The 23450-nt window shown below is 54.3% G+C and carries 27 protein-coding genes; 14 read left to right on the plus strand and 13 right to left on the minus strand.

Going from position 1 to position 23450, the window contains the following annotated elements:
• Positions 1 to 105: 105 nt before the first annotated feature.
• The 3 genes from ACIQW9_RS08470 to ACIQW9_RS08480 all read right to left on the minus strand — a co-directional run bounded on the left by ACIQW9_RS08470 (position 106) and on the right by ACIQW9_RS08480 (position 2432).
• Positions 106 to 576 (minus strand): prepilin-type N-terminal cleavage/methylation domain-containing protein, encoded by a 471-nt coding sequence (locus ACIQW9_RS08470; protein ID WP_402335367.1) that lies wholly within the window; start codon positions 574 to 576, stop codon positions 106 to 108.
• 234 nt (positions 577 to 810) lie between these two features.
• Positions 811 to 1461 (minus strand): FHA domain-containing protein, encoded by a 651-nt coding sequence (locus ACIQW9_RS08475; RefSeq protein ID WP_402335370.1) that lies wholly within the window; start codon positions 1459 to 1461, stop codon positions 811 to 813.
• A 140-nt stretch (positions 1462 to 1601) separates the two neighbouring features.
• Entirely contained in the window at positions 1602 to 2432 is an 831-nt protein-coding gene (locus ACIQW9_RS08480; RefSeq protein WP_402335371.1) for a Stp1/IreP family PP2C-type Ser/Thr phosphatase, read from the minus strand.
• Positions 2433 to 2950: 518 nt separating this feature from the next.
• Here ACIQW9_RS08480 and ACIQW9_RS08485 point away from each other — a divergent pair.
• Both ACIQW9_RS08485 and ACIQW9_RS08490 read left to right on the plus strand, forming a co-directional pair.
• On the plus strand, positions 2951 to 3883 hold the full coding sequence (locus ACIQW9_RS08485) for a histone deacetylase family protein (protein ID WP_402335374.1): 933 nt from the start codon (positions 2951 to 2953) through the stop codon (positions 3881 to 3883).
• 238 nt (positions 3884 to 4121) lie between these two features.
• A complete protein-coding gene (locus ACIQW9_RS08490) occupies positions 4122 to 4424 on the plus strand; it encodes a hypothetical protein (RefSeq protein WP_402335377.1) in 303 nt (100 codons plus the stop codon).
• Between the two features lie 166 nt (positions 4425 to 4590).
• Here ACIQW9_RS08490 and ACIQW9_RS08495 read toward each other — a convergent pair whose 3' ends face one another.
• From ACIQW9_RS08495 to recA, 4 genes are all read right to left on the minus strand, one after another.
• Positions 4591 to 4788, minus strand: coding sequence for a hypothetical protein (locus ACIQW9_RS08495; RefSeq protein ID WP_402335380.1), 198 nt, complete (start codon positions 4786 to 4788; stop codon positions 4591 to 4593).
• A 42-nt stretch (positions 4789 to 4830) separates the two neighbouring features.
• The gene (locus ACIQW9_RS08500; RefSeq protein ID WP_402335383.1) at positions 4831 to 5055 is read right to left on the minus strand and encodes a glycine zipper 2TM domain-containing protein; all 225 of its coding nucleotides are present in this window, start codon (positions 5053 to 5055) and stop codon (positions 4831 to 4833) included.
• Positions 5056 to 5480: 425 nt separating this feature from the next.
• On the minus strand, positions 5481 to 5936 hold the full coding sequence (gene recX, locus ACIQW9_RS08505; RefSeq protein WP_402335386.1) for a recombination regulator RecX: 456 nt from the start codon (positions 5934 to 5936) through the stop codon (positions 5481 to 5483).
• A 77-nt stretch (positions 5937 to 6013) separates the two neighbouring features.
• Positions 6014 to 7117 carry a recombinase RecA gene (gene recA / locus ACIQW9_RS08510; protein ID WP_402335389.1) on the minus strand — a complete coding sequence of 368 codons (1104 nt, stop codon included), beginning with the start codon at positions 7115 to 7117 and terminating at the stop codon, positions 6014 to 6016.
• A gap of 205 nt (positions 7118 to 7322) precedes the next feature.
• Here recA and ACIQW9_RS08515 point away from each other — a divergent pair, with 205 nt between their 5' ends.
• The 5 genes from ACIQW9_RS08515 to ACIQW9_RS08535 all read left to right on the plus strand — a co-directional run bounded on the left by ACIQW9_RS08515 (position 7323) and on the right by ACIQW9_RS08535 (position 12693).
• Positions 7323 to 8021 carry a ribonuclease HI family protein gene (locus ACIQW9_RS08515; protein WP_402335392.1) on the plus strand — a complete coding sequence of 233 codons (699 nt, stop codon included), beginning with the start codon at positions 7323 to 7325 and terminating at the stop codon, positions 8019 to 8021.
• A 103-nt stretch (positions 8022 to 8124) separates the two neighbouring features.
• Positions 8125 to 8826: a response regulator gene (locus ACIQW9_RS08520; protein ID WP_402335395.1), complete on the plus strand. Its 702-nt coding sequence runs from the start codon at positions 8125 to 8127 to the stop codon at positions 8824 to 8826.
• A 7-nt stretch (positions 8827 to 8833) separates the two neighbouring features.
• Entirely contained in the window at positions 8834 to 10372 is a 1539-nt protein-coding gene (locus tag ACIQW9_RS08525; RefSeq protein ID WP_402335397.1) for a sensor histidine kinase N-terminal domain-containing protein, read from the plus strand.
• A gap of 1 nt (position 10373) precedes the next feature.
• Positions 10374 to 10667: a DUF4212 domain-containing protein gene (locus ACIQW9_RS08530; protein ID WP_402335400.1), complete on the plus strand. Its 294-nt coding sequence runs from the start codon at positions 10374 to 10376 to the stop codon at positions 10665 to 10667.
• On the plus strand, positions 10657 to 12693 hold the full coding sequence (locus ACIQW9_RS08535; RefSeq protein ID WP_402335403.1) for a sodium:solute symporter family protein: 2037 nt from the start codon (positions 10657 to 10659) through the stop codon (positions 12691 to 12693). Before ACIQW9_RS08530 ends, ACIQW9_RS08535 begins: the two co-directional genes overlap by 11 nt.
• A 130-nt stretch (positions 12694 to 12823) precedes the next feature.
• Here ACIQW9_RS08535 and purM read toward each other — a convergent pair whose 3' ends face one another.
• Positions 12824 to 13867: a phosphoribosylformylglycinamidine cyclo-ligase gene (gene purM, locus ACIQW9_RS08540; RefSeq protein ID WP_402335406.1), complete on the minus strand. Its 1044-nt coding sequence runs from the start codon at positions 13865 to 13867 to the stop codon at positions 12824 to 12826.
• Between the two features lie 349 nt (positions 13868 to 14216).
• Between purM and hda the strand changes: the two genes are divergently transcribed.
• From hda to panB, 7 genes are all read left to right on the plus strand, one after another.
• Entirely contained in the window at positions 14217 to 14900 is a 684-nt protein-coding gene (gene hda / locus ACIQW9_RS08545) for a DnaA regulatory inactivator Hda (RefSeq protein ID WP_402335408.1), read from the plus strand.
• Entirely contained in the window at positions 14897 to 15571 is a 675-nt protein-coding gene (locus ACIQW9_RS08550; protein WP_402335411.1) for an HAD family hydrolase, read from the plus strand. Before hda ends, ACIQW9_RS08550 begins: the two co-directional genes overlap by 4 nt.
• A complete protein-coding gene (pcnB, locus tag ACIQW9_RS08555; protein ID WP_402335414.1) occupies positions 15564 to 16925 on the plus strand; it encodes a polynucleotide adenylyltransferase PcnB in 1362 nt (453 codons plus the stop codon). Before ACIQW9_RS08550 ends, pcnB begins: the two co-directional genes overlap by 8 nt.
• The gene (gene folK, locus ACIQW9_RS08560; protein ID WP_402335417.1) at positions 16922 to 17410 is read left to right on the plus strand and encodes a 2-amino-4-hydroxy-6-hydroxymethyldihydropteridine diphosphokinase; all 489 of its coding nucleotides are present in this window, start codon (positions 16922 to 16924) and stop codon (positions 17408 to 17410) included. The genes pcnB and folK overlap by 4 nt, the downstream gene beginning before the upstream one ends.
• A gap of 91 nt (positions 17411 to 17501) precedes the next feature.
• Positions 17502 to 17849, plus strand: a complete 348-nt coding sequence (locus tag ACIQW9_RS08565) for a DMT family protein (RefSeq protein ID WP_402335419.1) — start codon at positions 17502 to 17504, stop codon at positions 17847 to 17849.
• Positions 17850 to 17912: 63 nt separating this feature from the next.
• Positions 17913 to 18554 (plus strand): deoxynucleoside kinase, encoded by a 642-nt coding sequence (locus ACIQW9_RS08570; RefSeq protein ID WP_402335422.1) that lies wholly within the window; start codon positions 17913 to 17915, stop codon positions 18552 to 18554.
• A gap of 2 nt (positions 18555 to 18556) precedes the next feature.
• On the plus strand, positions 18557 to 19387 hold the full coding sequence (gene panB / locus ACIQW9_RS08575) for a 3-methyl-2-oxobutanoate hydroxymethyltransferase (RefSeq protein WP_402335425.1): 831 nt from the start codon (positions 18557 to 18559) through the stop codon (positions 19385 to 19387).
• Between the two features lie 116 nt (positions 19388 to 19503).
• Here the strand turns inward: panB and ACIQW9_RS08580 are convergent, their stop codons facing one another.
• The 5 genes from ACIQW9_RS08580 to dnaJ form a co-directional block, all read right to left on the minus strand.
• On the minus strand, positions 19504 to 19797 hold the full coding sequence (locus ACIQW9_RS08580) for a chorismate mutase (protein ID WP_402335428.1): 294 nt from the start codon (positions 19795 to 19797) through the stop codon (positions 19504 to 19506).
• Positions 19798 to 19859: 62 nt separating this feature from the next.
• Entirely contained in the window at positions 19860 to 20720 is an 861-nt protein-coding gene (locus tag ACIQW9_RS08585; protein ID WP_402335431.1) for a neutral zinc metallopeptidase, read from the minus strand.
• A 51-nt stretch (positions 20721 to 20771) separates the two neighbouring features.
• Positions 20772 to 21461: a carbonate dehydratase gene (gene can, locus ACIQW9_RS08590; RefSeq protein WP_402335432.1), complete on the minus strand. Its 690-nt coding sequence runs from the start codon at positions 21459 to 21461 to the stop codon at positions 20772 to 20774.
• Between the two features lie 100 nt (positions 21462 to 21561).
• Complete coding sequence (locus ACIQW9_RS08595) at positions 21562 to 22239, minus strand: chalcone isomerase family protein (RefSeq protein WP_402335435.1); 678 nt, start codon at positions 22237 to 22239, stop codon at positions 21562 to 21564.
• Positions 22240 to 22269: 30 nt separating this feature from the next.
• Entirely contained in the window at positions 22270 to 23394 is a 1125-nt protein-coding gene (dnaJ, locus tag ACIQW9_RS08600; protein ID WP_402335438.1) for a molecular chaperone DnaJ, read from the minus strand.
• Positions 23395 to 23450: the final 56 nt, after the last annotated feature.

Below are 23450 nucleotides of genomic sequence, written 5' to 3' on the forward strand. Positions count from 1 at the left end.
CCCATCGCACACCTTATGAAAAAAGGCACCCTGAAAGGGTGCCTTTTTTAGCATCTGTACTGACCTGTAGGGCATAGCAGGTCAGGATCAGATATTTATACTTGCCTAGATTTTAGGCAAATATTTTACATTGATGGCAGGGCTGCCAGCTGCAACAGCCCATTTCAACCCGGCTTCACCACACGTTCCGGTATAAACAATTTTTTCGCCATCTTTCACCGCAGTACCGATATCTCTCATCGTGATTGTTACAGTTAATACATCTGGAGCAGTATTTCCAACCACCACCGTTTTTGTATAAGTACCAGTGATTTTAATCGCATCAGGAAGACCCAATGATGTGTTCAAATCAGTTGTAGCCGCGGTAGGGATGCTTTGCTCGCTACATGCCAAGCCAGCAGCAGTCATCGACGGCGAAGCCAGACTAACAGCTTCTTGTACCTTGGCTTTCACGGTGTAATCCTGATATGCAGGCAAAGCCACTGCAGCCAAAATACCAATAATCGCCACAACGATCATCAATTCAATCAGCGTAAAACCGGCTTGTGCTTTCTTAATCATTTTCATCGATTTCATTTGTTTCTCCTGTTTGGGTAGAGGGCAGGTTTCTGCCACGATCACCATGGAGCAATCGGTGTGCCAGCTCAATATCGATGGATATCATGCATTTTTCACAAACGGAAGACACAAAAAGTAACAATTTTGGTTGGAGTCAGCCAATTTTTGTCACTTTAGAAGGAAAAATTGGTCTGCCGAACGTAAATTGGCACAGGCTTCAGACGCGCAAGCCACCTGCAGAAAAGAGACGAATCAATACAAAAACATCATTTCGCTGCCAGACAAGGCGATGACATCGCCATGCTTCAACGGATACGTTTGCATGCCTATCGATACACCGTTGACGAGCGGATAAATGTCGCCTTCGACGTGGGTCAAGCCGTAACCCTCTGCGCCCTTGGTCAGCACCGCAACTTGTACGCCGGGACGGCCTATGGTGGTCAGCACCTTGGTCAGCGCAATGACCTTGTCTTTGGCGACACCACTCAGTACCTTGATAGTGCCTATGGATCGGCCTGCTACAGATTCATTTTGCGATGGCGGGACGCTGTATCGGGATGCACCGGGACTGCTTTCTTCAGGCGGCACCAAAATGGACGAGTCGCTATAAGCGCTGTCTTCTATCCGGTACTGGATGGTATGTGTGGCGAGTTCGATCACATCCCGGCCTTGCAGCAGATGCTTCTTTACCGGCTGGCCGTTAAGACGGCTGCCATTGGTACTGCCGAGATCTTCAAAGTACGATTCTGTGGGGGTGGTAATAATCACTGCGTGTTCGGCGCTGATGCCAGGCGCGTCGATCACGATATCGTTGTAGGTTCTGCGTCCTATGGTGATGCGTGTTTTCAGGAGCGGAAGCTCCTGCAATGTGACGCCGTCCCTTGCCAAAATAATCGTGGCCATTTCTATTTTCCGACTTCTTTTTCTGTATCAAATGGTAAGGACAAGCGCACATGTACGCGCGTTTCCGGCTCGCGCTGCAATATATCAACGCAAATAATATGAACTCCTGCAGGGATATATCAAGATGCGTGCCATCTACCTCAAGGCGAAGACAAGGCTGATCGCAGCCAAGCAAGAAAGCGTACACGCAAACTGGTTGGCACTACCCAGCTTGATTGCACTTTTGCCAATACAACCGAGATATTATCGCGCCCCCCGTTGTTATTCGCAGCCTCAACCAAGGTGTCGCATAATAAATCAAGATCGAAATAATTGCTTTTGAGAATGTCGATCATCTGTTCATGCGACAGCATGTCGGAGAGGCCGTCAGAACACAGTAGATAAATATCATCGTTTTCTGTCGGGTAGTCGTTTACTTCCACATCGATTTGCTGCGCAACGCCGAGCGCGCGCGTAATCAGGTTTTTGTTCGGTGCGAAACGCGCCCATTCGGGGCTGACCAAACCCGCGTCTATCTGTTCCTGCAATTGAGAATGGTCGCGCGTCAGCTGCTGCAAGCTACCCTGCCTGAATCGATAGGCGCGAGAATCGCCGATGTGCGCCAGGACAATGCGGTCATGATGAAATAGTGCGGCCACCAGCGTGGTGCCCATTCCGCTGAATTGCGGCTGAATGCGTGCCGCTTCCAAGATGTGCGCATTGGCCAGCGTAGCGGCCTCCACCATCAAACCCTGTAAAAACTTGCTACTCAGCCGCCCTCGCCTTTGTTGCTGCAGACGCTGCTCCAGCGTCGCCACGAATACCGAGGTGGCAATACCGCTCGCTACTTCGCCGGCATTGTAGCCACCCATGCCATCCGCCAGCACCGCGATTTTATGCTCGACGTTGATTTCGACAGCATCTTCATTGTGCGCACGCACCAATCCCGTATCGGTCTTGACGGCGAATTGCAGCGCGACGTGATGCGTCATAAACGTGGAAGGTTAACGGACTATGCAGGCTACGTTGAAAATACAAATATTCCTTGCTAATGCATGTGAACAATCGTGCTGCAGATTATCTCTTGATCGGGTCAGAAATACTTTCTTTTTGATATCAGATCAAATGATATCTTCTTTCCCCACGAAAACTATTCACTCCTGCCGATTAATGCGCATTCGCACTCGTCCAGACGCAATTTTTCTACAGTTTTGAAACAGATGAGAGCAATTGCCACATGTAATCTGCTTTTTCATGAAATGCATCTTCACCTCATTTAACAAAAATGAGAGGTAAGCCACAGTCAAACCGCCACCGCTGCCTTGAGATAATCAGCCTTACATGTCGGCTCTGCATGCGTTTGCGTACTACCTGGCCATGCTATCGCCCTTTGAAGCAATCGACCTCTATAATGACAATGATGTACATACCGGGCCGCCCACGTTGCGCCCCTCCACCCGCTTTTAAAAATGGAGCTGATGACGGATCGCCTCCGCCATCGATAATGATTATGACGACATTGATTTACACCCACGAAGCCTGCCTGAACCATAAACCCGGCCCCAGCCACCCGGAATCGCCTGAACGTCTGAAAGCCGTATTGCGCGCCTTGCACACACCCGAGTTCGATGCTGCAGAGTGGCGTGATGCGCCTATGGGCACGCGTGAGCAAGTGCTGATGATCCATACCGAAGCATTCGTCGAGGATGTGGAAGACGCTTCTCCCAACCAGGGCTACATGCCGCTGGATGGCGGCGATACTGTCATGTCGCCAGGTTCGCTGGAAGCCGTCATGCGTTGCGTAGGCGCCGCCTGCGCGGGTGTCGATGCAGTGATGGGCAAGGAAGTACGCAATGTATTTTGCGCTACCCGTCCATGCGGCCACCATGCCGAACCGAACAAGGCCATGGGCTTTTGCATTTACAACCAGGCGGCCATCGCGGCAGCCTATGCGTATGACGTGCATAAACTGGAACGTGTTGCCGTCGTCGATTTTGACGTCCATCACGGTAACGGCACGCAAGCTGCATTTTACGATCGCCCTGAACTGTTCTACGCATCCAGCCACCAGTCGCATTTTTATCCCGGCACCGGCCTGGAAGCAGAAACCGGCATCTCGCACAACATCGTTAACGTACCTCTGCCACGCGGTTGCGATTCTGCGATGTTCCGCGAACAGATTGCGGCAAAAATGTTGCCGGCCATTCGCGCCTTCAATCCTGAGATATTGATCATTTCTGCCGGCTTCGACGCCCATCATCTGGACCCACTGGCCGGTTTGAATCTGCAGGATGACGACTTCGAATGGGTAACGCGCGAGTTGATGAAAATTGCCGACGACTGCTGCGACGGTCGCGTGGTTTCCATCCTTGAAGGAGGTTACAGTCTGGAAGGTCTGGCTTCCAGCACCGCCGTTCACGTCAAGGCATTGATGGATCACTGATCCTGCTGCGAGCATGTTCGCCCATAAAGGACGACCATGCTCGCAGAAAATTTATCAATGCATGTTTTATTTCCACGCCTGCTAGCCACGCTCATCAGCGTTGCCGCGAATTGCCTCACCTCAAATAATGCCCGCAGCAATACACTCTTCTAATCCTACGCAGGATTGGATGCTTGTCTGATTTACCTAATAAAATTCTGTGCATAAAATCGGTCTTCTATCCTGATAGGAGGACATCATGCCCAGCAAGAACGAGATTATCAGCACAGATAAAGAAAACGGGAAGAGCGTCACCGCAAGCCCACCAAAGGCACGCACCGACTCTAACGATGCAGACATTCCAGCGCCGTCACCTGATGTTTCCACTCACGAATCCGGCTTAAACAATATGTCGCCTACACCGCCAAAAGACGTGCAAGTCCGTCTTCGCAAGGCTGCAGAAGAAAGCGACAAGCTGGACTCTCCGGAAAGAACAAACGATTCCACCATAGACCCTAATAAACCTAAAAAAGATTTATTGAAGGGCTTCCACGGCGGCTAATTGACAAGATGGCTCATCGCCACAATTCGAACAGATGGATGCCGGTGCACTCTCGCAAGCACCAGCATCCATTTTTTTATGTATGACCTTTAAAAGAACAGCTTCTTTATCCGGCCCCCACACTGATGACGCCATGCAATCGTCATGGCACCCACCAGACTGATATTTATTTCTTGGCATCTTCTGCAGCGTTCTGGATTTTTTCACCAGCCTTTTCAATTTGCTCGCCAGCCTTATTGACCGTCTGATCAACTTCCTTACCAGCTCTTTCTGCCGGGCCCTCCTGTTTCTGACATCCACCCAGAGCCACGGCCATCATCCCCATCGCCAATACGGCAACTACAGCTTTTTTGCATTTGATCATTTTCTTTCCCTCAAAATTTATTGTTGATTACTTACTTTTTACTTATCTTTTATCTTTGCCAACTTCGTTGCCTATCACCCCCCCGACAGCCGCGCCGCCGATTGTGCCAAGCGCGCTGCCGTTGGTGAGAACTGCGCCACCTACCGCACCTGCTCCTGCTCCGATAGCCATACTCTGGTCGCGCCTGGACATGCCTTCACAGCCAAGCGTGCTTAACAATACCGCCGAAGAGATCGCGGCAAATGCACATTTTTGTATCGTTTTCATTCGGATATCCTTTCTCATGTAGCAGCAATAAAAAATACTGTCACTGTTACTAAAAATAATTGAATACGCCTGGGCCGTCTGTGCGCTTCCCCACTTAAATCACACGCAGTCATTGAAAACCAATAAGAATGCCATTTAAGTGTGAAGTGGATAGACGCCAGTTGAGCGGTATGCAGCAAGTCGGCTCGTAGATCAATGATCATATTTTTCAAAGAAATACACATCCGCCTTCGGCCTGATTAGAAATCAGAGCAGCAGAGTCAAGGAAATAATAAGGGGGATAAAACAGATGCACATTGATCAGTGTGCGTTGGATATGAGCGATCGTCTGAAAAAATTGCCGCTGCAGCGAACATGCAAACCCTGCATGCTGTGAATGACATTCAATCCTGCACGACAAGCTGTGCGCAAATGACGCCAGTTTATCAATCCTCGTCTTCTTCTTTAGCGCGCATCGCTGCCTGTATCGCCCGATGGGAAAATCCGCGCTGCAGCAAAAAGCGCATCTGCTTTGCACGACCGTTTGCATCGCTTGCCACAACGCCGAATTTTCTTGACCAGACTTCCCGCGTGCGCGCGACCTCATCCTGTGCCAGTGCGGCCTTTATTTCTGTCAATGAGTCGGGATCGATGTTGTGACTTTTCAGCTCGGATAAAATCCGGCTATTGCCGAAACGCGCCGCCCGCCGATTGACGAGCGACTCGGAAAAACGTGCTTCGGACATGAAGTTGGCTGCTTCCAGCGCATCGAGCAAGGCTTCGATATCGTCGCCTTCCTGCGCATAGCGCGCCAGTTTGCGCGCCAGTTCCTGACGACTATGTTCGCGCGCCGATAAATAGCGAAGCGCCCGCGCTTTCAGACTCACTTGCAGTTTTGCCATATGAGTCCTTCAGCGCGGGCGCCCGTTAAAAACCATCATCAAATCGACATCCAGCAATACCGGCTCAGCCGAACTATTTACTCGACTTCTTTCAGTTCTTTGGCTTCCTTGCTTTCCTTGGCGGAAGCCTTCTTCGCAACAGGTTCATCCGACTTGATCGCGCCGAGCTCAGGCACGCCCAATGAAGCACGCACCTTGTTTTCGATTTCACGCGCCAGTTCCGGACGTTCTTTCAAATAATTGCGCGCATTGTCCTTGCCCTGGCCGATACGTTCGCCGTTATAGCTATACCAGGCACCGGATTTTTCGACGATTTTTGCATCCGAACCCAGATCCAGAATCTCGCCTTCGCGCGATGTGCCTTCGCCATACAGAATGTCGAAATGCGCTTCCTTGAATGGCGGTGCGATCTTGTTCTTGACGACCTTGACCTTGGTTTCATTACCGATGACTTCATCGCCCGACTTGATCGAACCGGTACGACGAATATCCAGACGAACCGAAGCATAAAATTTCAATGCATTGCCGCCGGTCGTGGTTTCCGGATTGCCGAACATGACACCGATTTTCATGCGGATCTGGTTGATGAAAATGACCAGCGTATTAGTGCGGTTGATACTGCCTGTCAGCTTGCGCAGCGCTTGCGACATCAAGCGTGCCTGCAAACCTGGCAGCGAATCGCCCATATCGCCTTCAATTTCAGCGCGTGGCGTCAAGGCGGCAACCGAGTCTATGACGATCAGGTCAACCGCACCGGAACGTACCAACGCGTCACAGATTTCCAAAGCCTGCTCACCGGTATCCGGTTGCGAAATCAGCAAATCCGACAGGTTGATGCCAAGCTTTTGTGCATAGGTCACGTCGAGCGCATGCTCCGCATCGATAAACGCGCAGGTGCCACCCAATTTTTGCATTTCTGCGATAGTTTGCAGCGTCAGCGTGGTTTTACCCGACGATTCCGGACCGTAGATTTCAACCACGCGGCCGCGCGGCAAACCGCCGACGCCAAGCGCGATATCCAGACCCAGCGAACCGGTGGACACGACTTGTACTTCTTCAACGACTGCGCCGTCTTCCATGCGCATGACCGAGCCTTTGCCGAACTGCTTTTCGATTTGCGCCAGTGCGGCGGCGAGTGCTTTACTCTTGTCCGAGCTCGGTGCGGTTTTTTTATCGTCCATGAGGATTCTTTCGACGGTTGGGTGTTGAAACAAAATGGCTTGGAAGCAGCATCTGCAACCAGAAACCGTACTGTATAAAAAAACAGTGCTTTATGCAAGCGCCTTCTTGATGTTTTATTTTAAATGATCTAAAAAGCAACTTTTAAATATTTTCCCGACCTGTTCAAGGGCTTTAATCATCCCGGCCTTTCCACGTAAGATAGGAGTGAATCCAATCAATTCCCATCCGACAATCATGCCCAAGCTGGAAGAGCTGTTAGAAGTCGCTTACGAGAAAGAGCGCGCAAGCAGCCGTCGGCTGGCAAAAAATATGGCCCTGTCGACCGAGGACGCCCTGCGGAAAATCCTGCAAATGGCAGCAGGAAACCAGTCTCTTGTCGAACTGATCTCCAGTCGCAAACAGCAAAAAGCCAACGTCGCGACAAAAATCGCCCATCGTAAACAAATGACGGCAGATGCGCGCGCCTATAAAAGAAACGCCGCCCTGCCCGATCCGGCGGCGTGGCTGGCCTGGTTCGATGGAACAAGCCATCCTAACCCTGGAAAAATGGGCGTAGGCGGCATGCTCAAGAATCCGAATGGCGAACTGACCCGCATCAGTTTCGCAGCCGGTCAGGGCGACAGCAGCGAAGCGGAATACCTCGCGCTGATCGCGGTACTGCAAGCAGCGCTTGAAGTTCGGCCGGCAAAGCTCGTGATCTACGGTGATAGTCGCGTCGTGCTGGACGATGTGCAGGCGGAAAACGGTGCGGCCGTATTGAGTCATCACCGCATGCGGGCCAGGCAACTGCTTGCGCAACTGGCGAACCCTGCCTTGATCTGGATCCCGCGCCGGAAAAATGCCGCCGCAGACGCCTTGTCGCAGCAGGCCGTCAAACTCCTCGCCATCGGCGGAAAATCGTAAAACAGAAAATCGGGCCCTGTCGTAAAATCACCCATCAACACTTGTCTTGCCGCTGTTGACGAAACCCAATAGACTACAGAGCAACTTCTCCTCTCCCTCCCCTATGCGTATATTGCTTGCCGAAGACGACAGTGTGCTGGCCGACGGCTTGACGCGATCCTTGCGTCAATCGGGCTATGTCACCGATTGCGTGAAAAATGGTGTGGAAGCCGATTCGGCCTTGTCTACACAAGATTTCGATTTGCTGATTCTCGATTTAGGCCTGCCAAAAATGTCCGGCCTCGAAGTGTTGCAGCGTTTGCGCGCACGCAATTCGCGTTTGCCGGTATTGATACTGACGGCAGGCGATTCAATCGAACAGCGCGTCAAGGGACTGGATCTGGGCGCCGACGATTTCATGGCCAAACCGTTTGCACTATCCGAACTGGAAGCGCGCGTACGTGCACTCACCCGACGCGGCGCAGGCGGCGGGCCGACCGTGATCAAGCACGGTCCCTTGTCCTACGATCAGGTTGGCCGCATAGCCTACATCAACGATCAGATGCTGGAATTGTCGGCACGCGAACTCGGCTTGCTGGAAGTGCTGCTGCAACGCAGCGGTCGTCTGGTATCGAAGGAGCAACTGGTCGACCATCTTTGCGAATGGAGCGAGGAAGTCAGCAACAATGCGATCGAAGTGTATGTCCATCGCTTGCGCAAGAAAATAGAAATCGGCGGCTTGCGCATCGCCACCGTGCGCGGCCTCGGCTACTGCCTCGAAAAATTCGCCGAAGCGACACCCAATACGATCACGCCGCCACGCTGACCCGGCGATGCCTGACACTCACCGACTGAACGCACCCGACGTCGATGCAACTGCATCGAATCCGGGCACGACAGCCCCGCACGAAGAGCGCACGCAGCGCTCGCTGTTCGGCGAAATCCTGGACTGGATGCTGGTACCGCTGCTGCTACTGTGGCCGCTCAGCATCGCCATTACCTACCTGGTTGCCAAATCCATCGCCAACGAACCCTTCGATCGCGCGCTGGAAGACAAGGTCACGGTCGTCGCCCAGCAAGTCAAGGAAGTCAATGGCCAGGTCGTGACGCGTCTGACCGGCCCGGCTATCGACATTCTGCATGCCGATGACGTCGACAATATCTATTACCAGATACGCGATGCGCATGACATCTTCGTGGAAGGCGATCCGGAAATGCCCTTGCCGAAAGATGCAGAAGTACCGGCTCCCTGGTCAACCAAATTTCGTTACGACTTCATCCACAATACCGAAGTGCGCATCGCCTACATCTATGTCGATCTGCACAAGACGCAGGTCGAGCCGCAACTGAGCATAGAACCGCGCATGGCACTGGTGCAGGTTGGGGAAACGCTGGACAAGCGTTCGCAACTGGTCAATCAGATCATCAAGGGCGTGATCGTGCCGGAATTCATCATCCTGCCGATTGCGCTGGTGCTGGTCTGGTTTGCCCTCACGCGCGGCTTGCGCCCACTGGCAGAACTGCAACAACGCATACGTGCGCGCCGACCCGATGATCTGAGTCCTATCGATTCGGGTCACGTACCGGAAGAAATCATTCCGTTGGTCGGCTCGCTCAATGACATGCTGGAACGCCTGTCGCAAAGCATCAAGGTACAAAAACGCTTCATCGCCGATGCTGCGCATCAGATGAAAACGCCGCTGGCCGGCATGCGCATGCAATCCGAACTGGCCTTGCGTCAAACCGATCAGGCCGAAATTCACAAATCGCTGGAACAACTGGCAAAAAGTTCCACCTCCGCCACCCGCATGGTGAATCAATTACTTGCATTGGCACGCGCAGAAAATCAGACGCCGCAGACCAAACCGATGCAGACACTGGAGCTGTCCGAACTGGCGCGCGATACGGTACAGAACTGGGTGCAGACTTCATTCGCCCGCAAAATCGATCTCGGTTTCGAGCAGCCGGATGAAGCGGTGATGGTAAGAGGCGACACCACCATGCTGCATGAACTGTTGAACAATCTGATCGACAATGCGCTCAGCTACACACCGGCAGGCGGTAATGCAACAGTGCGCGTGCGTATCGATCAACAAGCTGGACTGGCATTTCTGGAAGTCGAAGATAACGGCCCCGGCATCGCACCGCATGAACGCGGCCATATCTTCGAGCGCTTTTACCGCATCCTCGGCAGCAACGTCGAAGGGAGCGGGCTGGGGCTGGCTATCGTTCGCGAAATCGCACTACAGCACAATGCTGAAATCGAGATTCTCAACAATCCGCGCTGTCAGGATCAGAAACGCCCCGGCTGCCTGATGCGCGTCATCCTGCGTCTGGAACCGACCGAAACTCCGTGGGATGACAGCATTTGATATGGCTGAAAAATCAAAAAAACAGCAATCCGATCCCGCGCGCCGTTATTGGCAGCGCACACGACGCATGACGCTGTGGCTGCTGCTGACGTGGTTCGCCGTCACCTTTATCGCGATCTTCTTTGCCCGTCCGCTGTCCGCCTACACCTTGCTGGGCTGGCCGATTTCATTCTTCATGGCAGCGCAAGGCAGCATCCTGATTTATGTAGCGATCATTGCCATCTACGCGCTGCGCATGCGTGCTCTCGACAAAACCTACCTGCGCGAAAAAAGCGATAGTGAACATGCAGACTAAAGCCTTCTTCCGTCGTCTGATGCGTTATTACGCGCTGTTCACGATATGCTTTGTGCTATTCCTGTTTGCCGTGGCGATTCTGGAACGCGAAGGCTTTCCGCGTGCATGGATAGGCTATGTCTTCATGTTTTGCACCATCGTGATGTACGCCACCATCGGCGTCATCAGCCGCACCTCGAACATGCTGGAATACTATGTCGCGGGCCGTCGCGTACCGGCTTTTTTCAACGGCATGGCAACGGCTGCCGACTGGATTTCAGCCGCCAGTTTCATCAGCCTGGCAGGTGGCTTGTATCTATGGGGCTTTGACGGACTGGCTTATCTGATGGGCTGGACCGGCGGTTTCGTACTCGTTGCACTGCTCATCGCGCCGTACCTGCGCAAGTTCGGTCAGTACACCATCCCCGATTATCTCGCGGCCCGCTATACCGGACGTTACAGCGACAATGTGGTGCGCATTATCGCGGTGATCGCGACCATCATCGTGTCCTTCACCTATGTCGTGGCGCAGATTTACGGTGTAGGCCTGATCACCTCGCGTTTTACCGGCGTCGATTTTTCCGTCGGTATTTTTCTGGGTCTCGCCAGCATACTGGTCTGCTCCTTCCTCGGCGGTATGCGCGCCGTGACATGGACCCAGGTTGCGCAATACATCATCATCATCATTGCCTACATGATCCCGGTAGTATGGTTGTCGGTAAAACACACAAATATCCCAGTCCCGCCTATCGCCTACGGTTCGGCCATTGCCAAGTTGAGCGAACGCGAGACGGTCCTGATCAACGACCCGAAAGAAAAAGGCGTGCGCGCCATTTTCCACCAGCGTGCGCAGGATCTGGATGAGAAACTGCAGATGCTGCCGGAGTCGTGGGAAAGCGGCCGCGCCGAAATTCAGCACAATCTGGAGGCGCTCAAGCTCGGCAATGCACCGCTGCTTGAAATCAAGCAGACCGCGCGTGAGCTGGCAACCTATCCGAAAGATCCGGAGGAAGCCGAACGGCGCTGGATAGAAGACCGCGCAGCGAATCGGGAACTGGCGAAACCGCCGACCCGGCATACCGAGCCCTTCCCCGGCGATACAGAAGAAGCTTCAGATATCAAACGCAATAATTTCATGGCATTGGTGTTCTGCCTGATGCTGGGCACGGCGGCCTTGCCGCACGTACTAGTGCGCTACTACACGACATCGTCGGTAAAGGAAACCCGCGACTCGGTGTTCTGGACGCTCTTTTTCATCATGGCGCTGTACATCACGATTCCGGCGCTGGCCGTGCTGGTCAAATACGATATTTACACCTCGCTGGTCGGCAGCGATTTTTCCAGATTGCCGGAATGGGTTTCCTACTGGGCCAATATCGACAAGATACATCCGCTGGTCAGCATCAACGACGTCAATCGGGACGGCATCGTACAACTCGCGGAAATTGTGATGGACGTCGATATCGTGGTGCTGGCGACACCGGAAATCGCCGGCCTGCCGTATGTCATTTCCGGTCTGATCGCCGCCGGCGGTCTGGCGGCAGCACTGTCGACTGCCGATGGCTTGCTGCTGACGATTTCAAATGCGCTATCGCATGACATCTATTACAAAACCGTAGACCCGACTGCCACCACGCAAAAACGCGTGACGGTTTCCAAACTCCTGCTGCTGATGGTGGCGCTGGTGGCGGCCTACGTTGCATCGCTGAAGCCAGGCGATATTCTGTCGCTGGTCGGTGCCGCATTTTCGCTGGCGGGATCGGCACTGTTCCCGGCACTGGCGCTGGGCGTGATCTGGAAGCGCGCCAACCAGCAGGGTGCGATCGCCGGCATGTTGATCGGTTTCTTTGTATGCGCGTATTACATGTTCCATACCCATCCGACACTGGGTGGCTCGGTCGCCGCACAATGGTTCCATATCGCGCCGATTTCGGCCGGCGTATTCGGCGTACCAGCCGGCATATTGACTATCGTCATAGTGAGTCTGCTGACGCCGCCGCCCGATTACAGAACCGAAACCCTGCTCAAAGATCTGCGCTCGCCGTGACCGATATTGCTGGATCGCCGCAGCACACCCGCATCATTGCCGACACTGACGTCAAAAATGTCGGGACAAATAAAAACGGCTGCAACGCGATCGCGTTGCAGCCGTTTTTTCATTCTTGCAGTTCTGTTGCTTACACCACGATGGTTTGCGCCTGACCTTCTTCGCGTGCGCGAATTTCACCTATCTGCATCACGGTTTCACCGGCCGCTTGCAATTGCGCCATCGCCGCTGCTGCATTTTCCTTCGCCACGATCACGGTCATGCCGATGCCGCAGTTGAAGACGCGATGCATTTCTGCATCGGCGACACCGCCATGCTGTTGCAACCACTTGAACAGTGGCGGCATGTCCCATGCGCTGCTTTCCAGTACGGCTGTCAGATGCGGCTGCAACACACGCGGAATGTTTTCCACCAGACCGCCGCCAGTGATATGCACCATACCCTTGACTTCCATGGACGCCATCAGCGCCAGCAAAGGCTTGACGTAAATCCGCGTCGGCTCCAGCAATACGTCGGCCAGCTTGCGACCGTGGAAATCGGCGTTCAAGTCAGGTTGCGCCACGGCGATGATCTTGCGCACCAGCGAATAACCGTTGGAATGTGCACCCGACGAAGCCAGACCCAGCACCACGTCGCCCGGCACGATCTTGGTGCCGTCGATGATTTTCGATTTTTCCACTGCGCCGACTGCGAAACCGGCCAGATCGTATTCGCCGTCCGGATACATGCTCGGCATTTCAGCGGTTTCACCGCCTATCAGTGCGCAACCGGCCAGTTCACAACCCTTGGCCACGCCTTTGATGACATCGGTCGCGATCGACACATCCAGCTTGCCGCAGGCAAAATAATCGAGGAAGAACAGCGGTTCCGCGCCCTGCACCAGAATATCGTTGACGCTCATCGCGACCAGATCGATACCGACCGTATCGTGCTTGTTCAGCATGAACGCGAGTTTGAGTTTGGTGCCGACGCCATCGGTACCGGATACCAGTACCGGCTCCTTGTACTTCTTGCTGATTTCAAACATGGCGCCGAAACCGCCGAGGCCGCCCATCACGCCTTCGCGCATCGTACGTTTGGCAAAAGGCTTGATCGCTTCGACCAGCGCATCCCCCGCATCGATGTCAACACCGGCGTCGCGGTAGGAAAGTGAAATATTGGAAGTGGAACTCATGATGTGATAGGCAGCAGAGGCAGTAAAATAGACAGTTGTGGCCGGATGGCTAGCCTGACGATCAGTTATCAACAAAGTGCCGGATCAGCATTGCGATGAACAAAAGTCATCGCGGTGTAATCTGCACTTTTTAAACTGGATGATTCAGGCTCTATAATTCGGGCTAAGCGGTATTTTATCAAATCGCTCCCCCTCCTCCCTCATTTGATGACACTTTCTTTATCAAAACGGAAAAATAGACGAGGATATGCACGGGAACTTGCGGCAAACCGATGGTACAAGCCTGTTCCTGCGCACATAGAGCAAAAATAAACTGTATTTTTAACAATAACAATATGATGAAGCCAGCATGAGGCAGTTGCTACTTGATTTACCTGCCGAAAAACCGCAAACCCTGACATCGTTTGTCATCGGCGCCAATGCAGAGCTGATCCAGCTGCTGCAGCGCCTCGCACAAGGCCAGCCCGGCGGGCTGGATGAACGTTTCGTTTATCTGTGGGGCGATGCCGGTTCCGGCAAAACCCATTTGCTGCGCGCATTGGCGAGCACCGATACCGCGCTGTATATTCCCGGCGATGCAAGCGCCGATGCCTTTGCGTACCAGCCTGCGACGACGCTGTATCTGCTCGACGATAGTCACAAATTGTCGCCGGAAGCACAAATCGCCGCCTTCGCGCTCTTCAATCAAGTGCGAGAACAGGGCGGCTGCCTGCTGGCGGCCGGTAACGCCGCCCCCGCGACGCTGACAGTGCGGGAAGATTTGCGTACCCGCTTCGGCTGGGGCCTGATCTATCAGGTGCACGGTTTGAGCGATGCAGAAAAAATCGCCGCCCTGACACATGCTGCCGAGGCGCGCGGCCTGACGTTGTCGCCTGGCGTGTTACCCTACCTGCTCAACCATTTTGCGCGCGATATGCGCTCCTTGTCGGCGATGCTGGACGCGCTCGATGAATATTCTCTCGAAACAAAACGACCCATCACCTTGCCCCTGCTGCGCGAACTGCTGCAACGGGAAAATGAAATCAATCCATGAAAAACCTGGCCTTATTTGATCTCGACCATACGCTGATCCCCATCGATTCCGATTACGAATGGGGTCAGTTTCTGGCCCGCACCGGCGTGGTAGACCCGGATGCTTTTGCCAAACGCAATGCCGAATTTTTCGCCCAGTATCAGGCCGGCACGCTGGACCCGGCGGAGTACCTGGAATTTGCCCTCGGCACGCTGGCGCAATTCCCGCGCGCCCAGCTCGACGCATGGCACCAGGACTTCATGCAGCAGGTCGTGCAACCGGCCATGCTACCGCCAGCGCACGCCTTGCTGAAGAAACATCAGGACGCCGGCGATCTGGTCGCCATCGTCACCGCCACCAATCGCTTTGTCACGGCGCCCATTGCCCAGGCCTTCGGCGTCGAGCATTTGATCGCTGCCGAACCTGAATTCACGGAAAATGGCGAATTAACCGGAAAACTGCTCGGCATTCCGACCTCCGGTACAGGTAAAATCACACATACCAAGGCTTGGCTGGCAGCGCGCGGCCTTGCACTGGATGATTTCCAGCGCAGCTATTTTTACAGCGATTCGCAAAACGATATTCCCTTGCTCTCCATCGTCACCGACCCGATTGCCACCAACCCCAACGCCTTGCTGACTGCGCACGCTCAAGCGCACGGCTGGCCGATCATCAACCTATTCAATGATTAAAAAGTTCATCCGTCGCATCCTCGGCACCAAACAGAAAACAGGCGATCACACGCAGCCTGTCACGCTGACTGCGAAAGAACACCGCATCGATCCGAAGCTGGTTTCGGCCAATGCCATTCGCGTTACCAGCACCTTGCAGGAAGCCGGCTTCAAGGCTTTCCTGGTCGGCGGCGCAGTGCGCGATCTGCTGCTCGGCGTCAAACCCAAGGATTTCGACATCGCGACCAATGCCACGCCGGAACAGGTCAAGAAACTGTTCCGCCGCGCCTTCATCATCGGCAAGCGCTTCCAGATCGTGCACGTGATGTTCGGCCAGGACTTGCTGGAAGTCACCACCTTCCGCGGCTCCTCCTCCGAGGGCGCGCCCAAGGATGAGCACGGCCGTGTACTGCGCGACAATACCTTCGGCGAACAGCATGAAGATGCATTGCGGCGCGACTTCACGATCAATGCGATGTATTACGATCCGGCGACACAGACGGTGCTCGATTATCACGGCGGCATCGCCGACATCCGCAACAAGACGCTGCGCATCATCGGCGTGCCGGAAGCGCGCTTCCGCGAAGATCCTGTGCGTCTGTTGCGCGTCGTGCGCTTCGCCGCCAAGCTCAACTTTGCCATCGCCCCCGAAACACGTGCACCGATCGCCATCATGGCGCCTTTGATCAACAATGTGCCGACCGCACGCGTGTTCGATGAAATGCTCAAGCTCTTGATGAGCGGCTACGCCCTCGCCTGCCTGCAGCAATTGCGCAAGGAAGGCCTGCATCACGGCTTGTTGCCGCTGCTCGACGTCGTGCTGGAACAACCATTGGGTGAAAAATTCGTGCGGCTGGCTCTTGCCAGTACTGACGAACGCGTCAAGCAGGGCAAGCCGGTTTCGCCCGGCTTCCTGTTCGCTTCGCTGCTGTGGCATCAGGTGCTGGAAAAGTGGAACGCCTACCAGGCTGCGGGCGAATATCCGATTCCCGCCTTGCACCTGGCCGCCGACGACGTGTTGAATACGCAAACCGACAAGCTCGCATTGCAACGCAAAATCGCTTCCGACATGCGCGATATCTGGGCCATGCAACCGCGCTTCGATCGCCGCGTCGGCAAAACGCCATACAAATTGCTGGAACACCTGCGCCTGCGTGCCGGTTACGATTTCCTGCTGCTGCGCTGCGCCTCGGGTGAAATCGATAGTGAAATTGGCGAATGGTGGACCGCGTTCATCGCCGCCGACGGCCCTGGTCGCGAAGAGCTGCTCGCCAAAAAACCTGCGACGGCCAATGAAGCGCCGGCAAAAAAACGCCCGCGCCGCCGCAGCCGTGCGCGCAAACCTGCTGCAGGTACAGCAGGAACAAGCGAATGACAGGCAGGCAGATCGTCGCCCACATCGGCATAGGCTCGAATCTGGGCGAAGCATCGGACCATGTCAGGCAAGCCCTGCTGGCGCTCGATACCCTGCCTGCAACGCGCGTCACTGCCCAGTCCTCATTGTTCCGCACTGCGCCCATAGATGCTGACGGCGACGACTACATCAATGCCGTCGCGCGCATCGCCACCGATTTATCGGCCGAAGAATTACTGCAAGCCCTGCTGACGCTGGAGCAAAAATCCGGACGCGAACGTTCGTATCAGAATGCGCCGCGCACGCTGGATCTGGATCTTTTGCTGTACGGCGATCAACGCATCGCCACCCCCACTTTGACAGTGCCGCATCCGCGCATGACCAGCCGCGCGTTTGTCCTGATTCCGCTACTGCAAATCGATCCCTTTATCCACATTCCCGGCCAGGGCGCGGCACATCAGTTCGTGCCCGGCGTGGCAATGCAGGTGATACAAAAAATTGCCTGAAACAATCGCGTGAGAGATCAAACGAAATCGCTGCTGCCTGTGCACGTAAAACCTTCATTGCAAACCAGACTGCCTACACGTTAAGAACGCCATGCAAATTCCCGTAATCGTTCAGACTGTCGGCCTGCTCACACTATCCAATGTCTTCATGACGATCGCCTGGTACGCTCATCTGAAGGGCTTGTCGTCCAAGCCGTGGTGGATCGCCGCGCTGATCAGCTGGGGCATTGCGCTGTGTGAATACCTGCTGCAGGTACCGGCCAACCGCATCGGGTATACACAGTTCAGTCTGGCGCAACTGAAAATCATGCAGGAAGCGATTACACTCACGGTATTCGTCCCGTTCGCGATCATCTTCATGGACCAGCCGTTCAAGCTGGATTATGTATGGGCTGCACTGTGTCTGGTCGGCGCGGTGTACTTCATTTTCCGCGCCTGAACTTGCGTAAAATTTCACTATGCCGTCGCAGCATGGCTAACCAAAACAGCAGATAAAATCATTATGGATTTTGAAAAGTACAAATACGTCGTCGTTGAAGGTGCCATCGGTGCCGGCAAAACCACGCTGGCAGGCAAACTGGCCGCGCAACTCGGCGCGCAAACATTGCTCGAACGGCCGGAAGAAAATCCCTTCCTGGAAAAGTTCTATCGCGATGCCGGGCGCTATGCACTGCCGACGCAAATGTTTTTCCTGTTCCAGCGCCTGAATCAATTGCGCGATCTGGCACAGCCCGATTTATTCGATGCCCGCATCGTGTCAGATTTCCTGCTCGACAAGGATCCGATTTTTGCCCGCCTGACACTGGGCGATGACGAGTTGGCGTTGTATCAGCAACTGTACGATCACCTGCGTCCGCAAGCGCCCTTGCCCGACCTCGTGATTTATCTGCAGGCCGAACCACAAACACTGATCGATCGCATCAAGAAACGCGGCATACCGATGGAAGCCGGCATTTCCGAAACGTATATGCATAGGCTGTGCGAAAGTTACAGCCGTATTTTTTACGATTACGAAGCCGCACCTTTGCTGATCGTGAATACCGAACATCTGAATCCGATCGATAATGACGAAGATTTCGCACTCTTGCTGACACGCATTGCAAACATGCGCGGCAAGCGTGAATTTTTTAGCCGTGGAGAATAAGTATGGCCAGCTATCTGCAGGAAAATGAAACCGCCGGACGTAGCAAGCCGGTCACCGTGCCAGCGCTATTTGCGCTGCGTGCCAAAGGTGAAAAAATCACCATGCTGACAGCATACGACGCCAGCTTCGCTTCACTGATGGATATGTGCGGCGTCGAAACTCTGCTGGTTGGCGATTCGCTCGGCATGGTCTGCCAGGGACACAACTCGACCTTGCCGGTTACGATAGACGATATTGCCTATCACACTGCCAGCGTGGCGCGCGGAAACAAGACTGCGCTGCTGCTGGCTGACATGCCATTCGGCAGCTATGCAACGCCGGAGAGTGCATTTCAAAATGCAGTGAAATTGATTCAGGCCGGCGCACAAATGGTCAAGCTCGAAGGCGGTGCCTGGGTCGTCGACACCGTGCGTTTCCTGGTCGAACGCGAAATTCCCGTCTGCGCGCATCTGGGTCTGACGCCGCAATCGGTACATCGTTTCGGCGGTTACAAGGTACAGGGGAAAACCACCGAAGCCGCCCAGCAATTGAAGGACGATGCGCTGGCATTGCAAGCCGCTGGCGCGTCGTTACTGATACTGGAAGCGATCCCGGCCAGTCTGGGGAAAGAAGTCACCGATCTGCTGATTATGCCAACCATAGGCATAGGCGCCGGCCCGGATTGTTCCGGTCAGGTGTTGGTCATGCACGATTTCATCGGCGTCTTCCCCGGCAAGAAGGCGCGCTTCGTGAAAAACTTCATGGAAGGTCAGACCAGTATTGAAGGTGCAGTGCGCGCCTATATTCGCGAGGTCAAGGAAGGCACTTTCCCGGCACCCGAACACTGTTTCTGAAGCAGATAAGATCTGATGAGAGTGTTGCAGCCTTTTCCACGAGCGGCAACACTCTCTGAAATGATCAACGTGACTTGATGCCGCAAGGAAGCTGCATCCTTGCTGTATTCGGCGTTTTACTGAAATGCCGCTTGCATGGCAATCGCACGATGATTGCTAACGACTTCGTCGATAATGCCGCGAAACAGATTCTGCACCACCTGAGGCTTCATGCCACATTCATTTGCCAGCTCGGCATAGCGTTGCGCCTGACGTGCTTCGCGTTCCGGATCAATCACACTCAATTTTTTCTGCGCCTTCAGCAAGCCAACCTGATTGGTAATCTTGAAGCGTTGCGCCAACAGTTCAACGATATGCGCATCAATCTTGTCGATCTCGATGCGCAATACTGCCAGTTCTGGATCTTCCATTTATTCTCTCCTGCTCAATTCACGCGACCTGCTTCAGCATTTCCACAGTCGCATGATTTTAATTAAAGCTGTCTGGCGGCAAAGGTATTGCAGCTATTCAAATCTCCGCCTTCAATCCCGCGCTGAAACCAGCGCACGCGTTGTGCCGAGGTGCCATGCGTAAATGAATCCGGCACCACATGACCTTGCGCCTGCTTCTGCAAGGTATCGTCGCCGATTGCACTGGCGGCCTTCAATGCACTTTCCACATCGCCGTCTTCCAGTATGCTGCGCGCCTGATTGGCGTGATATGCCCACACACCGGCAAAACAATCCGCCTGCAATTCCAGCTTGACCGAAATCGCATTCGCCTGTTTTTGCGTACCGCTGCGCTGCGCCTGCTCAACTTTTTCCGTGATGCCGCTGATGTGCTGCACGTGATGTCCGACTTCATGCGCAATCACGTAAGCCTGGGCGAAATCGCTGGAGACGCGGAAGCGGTCGCGCATGGTTTGATAGAAGGCCAGATCGATATAGATTTTTTGATCGCCCGGACAATAGAAGGGACCGGAAGCCGTGTCGCCGGTGCCGCAGGCGGTCGGTGTTTGGCCGGTGAACAGCACCAGTTTCGGCTTGATATAGTTCGCACCGCTGGCGCGAAAAATCGGGCCCCAGGTATCTTCTGTATCGGCCAGCACCGTGGCGACGAAACGCGCCATCTGGTCGTTTGCCGGCGGACCTTGCGCCGGCTCCTGCGATTGCATCTGCACCGGACCGCCGCCACTCAACAGGCTGATGATGGTGGCCGGATTGATACCGAGAAAATACGAACCCAGCAAGGCAATGACGATGGTACCTATGCCGATCGAACGACCGCCGAAACCGCCACCGCTGCCGCGTCTATCCTCAACATTGTCGCTTTCGCGATTGCCTTCCCATTTCATGGCGTCTCCAGACTGGCTTGAGCGCCAGATAATATTAAGAAAAACAGTCGCTTATGAATAAGCCATCACATCTTCGGTTTCGTAACGCGCAAAACTGTTTTTCAATTTTTCATCCGCCGCATCTGCACAATTGATCGTCACGCCCAGATCGCCAAGCAAACCGTCTTTCAAGCCGTAGACCCAGCCGTGTATTGTCAGCTCCTGCCCGCGTTCCCATGCATCCTGCACAATGGTCGTGCGGCAGACATTGGCAACCTGCTCAATCACATTCAGCTCGCACAAGCGATCGTGCTGCGCCTGCGTCGGCAGCGCATCGCCAAGATAGCGGCCGTATTTCTGATGCACATCCTGCACATGCCGCAACCAGTTATCCGCCAAGCCGACGCGCCTGCGCAGCATCGCCGCATGCACGCCCGAACAACCGTAATGACCGCATACGATCACATGTTTGACGCCGAGTACGTCGACCGCAAATTGCAGTACCGACAGGCAATTGAGATCCGAATGCGCGACGACATTGGCAATATTTCTGTGCACAAATAATTCGCCCGGGGCCAGATCGACAATTTCATTCGCCGGAACACGGCTGTCGGAACAGCCTATCCACAAATATTCCGGAGATTGTTGTGCTGCAAGTTTGACGAAAAAATCTGGATCTTTCGTCACTTTTTCTGCTGCCCATGCACGATTTTTCTGGAACAGCTGCTCCAAGGGGAGGACTTCCTTCTTTTTGTCTGTCATTTCTATCCATCACACTGCAAACCCGGTAGGTAAACGATATACCGGCGATAAGCGCACATTTTATCCGGATTTTCCCATGGCCGACGAGCGGTATTGCCGCTTATTGCTCTCCAAGCAGTTGCCGTTTGAGTTTGTCATCTACCGGTCTGGCTCCCAGCCAGATGCGCAATATTGCGTTGTAGAACGCCGCGTCGGCTATCGGTTCGAGAATTTTCCTGCCGTTCAGCAACACCACCATGCCGCTGCCGGACATCCAGTCCAGATGCAATACATCACCCTGCTTGAGCTCGGGAGCCGTAGCGAACATTGCATTGAATTTCGCCATCGAAGCAGCCAGTGCAGCACGTTCTGCAGCGTCGGTATTGTGCTCGATACCGGCGGCAAAAGCCTTGCCGAACTCTTCGCTGCCGACGTCACGCAACATCGTTATAGTGACGCGCCGCGCGCCGGGCGCCGCCAGCACATCAGCGACGGCAGTTTTTTTCTCGGACAGATAGAGACCGATGACATAGACTTTGAACACTAATTTAGTGCGTATGCCCGCACCATTCAGCTTGAGGTCCTGATTGCCAACCCTGGCGCTGTCATCGAGCTTTACGCCAGCCAGTTCGACTGCGGCGGCAGCATGAGCAAAGAACACGGCACTGCATATGGCCAATATGCTGGCGATGGCTTTCAAGGCTTTCATGACATCTCCCTGGATGATGGTGAAGCCAGCATAGAAGCTTGCGCCCCGGCAATCAACAAAAAAAATGCCGGTCGAAAAATCGACCGGCATGGGTATTGCTGCGACAAACGTATATTCTTCTTACTCGAAGAATTCCTTCACCTTGTCTTTCCACGATTTGGTTTGCGGGCTGTGTTTGGAGCCGCCTTCGATAGTCAGCAATTCGAATTCACGCAACAATTCCTTTTGCTTTTCAGTCAGCGTGACCGGCGTTTCCACTACCACATGGCAAAAAAGATCGCCGGCATAGCCAGAACGTACGCCTTTGATACCCTTGCTGCGCAGACGGAAAGTCTTGCCCGACTGCGTGCCTTCAGGAATCGTGAACGATGCCTTGCCGTTCAGGGTCGGCACTTCGATTTCACCGCCCAACGCTGCCTTCGCAAACGAGATTGGAATCTCGCAATGCAGGTCGTCGCCTTCGCGCTGGAACATCGCATGTTGCTTGATGCGAATCTCGACATACAGATCGCCCGGTGGGCCACCGTTCATGCCCGGTTCTCCGTTGCCGGATGAACGTATGCGCATGCCATCGTCGATACCGGATGGAATTTTGACTTCCAGCGTTTTATTGCGCTTGATCCTGCCGGCACCGCTACAGGCAGAACACGGCGACGGATTGATCTTGCCGCTGCCATGACATTTCGGGCAGGTTTGCAGCACGCTGAAGAAACCCTGCTGCATGCGTACCTGACCATGCCCGCCGCAAGTGGTGCAGTTGATCGGCGAAGTACCCGGTTTGGCACCGCTGCCATCGCAGGTTTCACAACTATCCCACGAAGGCACGCGTATCGTGGTGTCGTAACCGTGCGCCGCCTGTTCCAGCGTGATTTCCAGGTTGTAGCGCAGATCGGCGCCGCGATAAACCTGCGGGCCGCCACGACCACCGCGGCCGCCGCCGGCCTGGCCGAAAATATCGCCGAAGATGTCGCCGAAGGCATCGGCAAACCCGCCGCCTCCACCGCCGCCACCCATGTTCGGGTCTACGCCGGCATGACCGTAACGATCATAGGCGTCGCGCTTTTGCGGATCGGACAGCATCTCGTAGGCTTCTTTCGCCTCCTTGAATTTATCTTCCGCACCTTTGCTATCCGGATTACGGTCCGGATGGTGTTTCATTGCAAGCTTGCGATACGCCTTCTTGATTTCCTCATCGGACGCATTCTTTCCCAAACCAAGAATTTCGTAAAAATCACGTTTTGCCATCTGTAGGCACCCTGTTTCTTTCTCTACTTATCTATGCAAAAACGCCGAGTCGAGGT

It is taken from the genome of Herminiimonas sp. NPDC097707, from assembly GCF_044761395.1.
GTDB lineage: Bacteria > Pseudomonadota > Gammaproteobacteria > Burkholderiales > Burkholderiaceae_D > Oxalicibacterium.

Coding starts and splice junctions, on each gene's coding strand:
- ACIQW9_RS08470 (WP_402335367.1), bottom strand. CDS start 576: ATGAAATCGATGAAAATGATTAAGAAAGCACAAGCCGGTTTTACGCTG.
- ACIQW9_RS08475 (WP_402335370.1), bottom strand. CDS start 1,461: ATGGCCACGATTATTTTGGCAAGGGACGGCGTCACATTGCAGGAGCTT.
- ACIQW9_RS08480 (WP_402335371.1), bottom strand. CDS start 2,432: ATGACGCATCACGTCGCGCTGCAATTCGCCGTCAAGACCGATACGGGA.
- ACIQW9_RS08485 (WP_402335374.1), top strand. CDS start 2,951: ATGACGACATTGATTTACACCCACGAAGCCTGCCTGAACCATAAACCC.
- ACIQW9_RS08490 (WP_402335377.1), top strand. CDS start 4,122: ATGCCCAGCAAGAACGAGATTATCAGCACAGATAAAGAAAACGGGAAG.
- ACIQW9_RS08495 (WP_402335380.1), bottom strand. CDS start 4,788: ATGATCAAATGCAAAAAAGCTGTAGTTGCCGTATTGGCGATGGGGATG.
- ACIQW9_RS08500 (WP_402335383.1), bottom strand. CDS start 5,055: ATGAAAACGATACAAAAATGTGCATTTGCCGCGATCTCTTCGGCGGTA.
- recX (WP_402335386.1), bottom strand. CDS start 5,936: ATGGCAAAACTGCAAGTGAGTCTGAAAGCGCGGGCGCTTCGCTATTTA.
- recA (WP_402335389.1), bottom strand. CDS start 7,117: ATGGACGATAAAAAAACCGCACCGAGCTCGGACAAGAGTAAAGCACTC.
- ACIQW9_RS08520 (WP_402335395.1), top strand. CDS start 8,125: ATGCGTATATTGCTTGCCGAAGACGACAGTGTGCTGGCCGACGGCTTG.
- ACIQW9_RS08525 (WP_402335397.1), top strand. CDS start 8,834: ATGCCTGACACTCACCGACTGAACGCACCCGACGTCGATGCAACTGCA.
- ACIQW9_RS08530 (WP_402335400.1), top strand. CDS start 10,374: ATGGCTGAAAAATCAAAAAAACAGCAATCCGATCCCGCGCGCCGTTAT.
- ACIQW9_RS08535 (WP_402335403.1), top strand. CDS start 10,657: ATGCAGACTAAAGCCTTCTTCCGTCGTCTGATGCGTTATTACGCGCTG.
- purM (WP_402335406.1), bottom strand. CDS start 13,867: ATGAGTTCCACTTCCAATATTTCACTTTCCTACCGCGACGCCGGTGTT.
- hda (WP_402335408.1), top strand. CDS start 14,217: ATGAGGCAGTTGCTACTTGATTTACCTGCCGAAAAACCGCAAACCCTG.
- ACIQW9_RS08550 (WP_402335411.1), top strand. CDS start 14,897: ATGAAAAACCTGGCCTTATTTGATCTCGACCATACGCTGATCCCCATC.
- pcnB (WP_402335414.1), top strand. CDS start 15,564: ATGATTAAAAAGTTCATCCGTCGCATCCTCGGCACCAAACAGAAAACA.
- folK (WP_402335417.1), top strand. CDS start 16,922: ATGACAGGCAGGCAGATCGTCGCCCACATCGGCATAGGCTCGAATCTG.
- ACIQW9_RS08565 (WP_402335419.1), top strand. CDS start 17,502: ATGCAAATTCCCGTAATCGTTCAGACTGTCGGCCTGCTCACACTATCC.
- ACIQW9_RS08570 (WP_402335422.1), top strand. CDS start 17,913: ATGGATTTTGAAAAGTACAAATACGTCGTCGTTGAAGGTGCCATCGGT.
- panB (WP_402335425.1), top strand. CDS start 18,557: ATGGCCAGCTATCTGCAGGAAAATGAAACCGCCGGACGTAGCAAGCCG.
- ACIQW9_RS08580 (WP_402335428.1), bottom strand. CDS start 19,797: ATGGAAGATCCAGAACTGGCAGTATTGCGCATCGAGATCGACAAGATT.
- ACIQW9_RS08585 (WP_402335431.1), bottom strand. CDS start 20,720: ATGAAATGGGAAGGCAATCGCGAAAGCGACAATGTTGAGGATAGACGC.
- can (WP_402335432.1), bottom strand. CDS start 21,461: ATGACAGACAAAAAGAAGGAAGTCCTCCCCTTGGAGCAGCTGTTCCAG.
- ACIQW9_RS08595 (WP_402335435.1), bottom strand. CDS start 22,239: ATGCCGGTCGATTTTTCGACCGGCATTTTTTTTGTTGATTGCCGGGGC.
- dnaJ (WP_402335438.1), bottom strand. CDS start 23,394: ATGGCAAAACGTGATTTTTACGAAATTCTTGGTTTGGGAAAGAATGCG.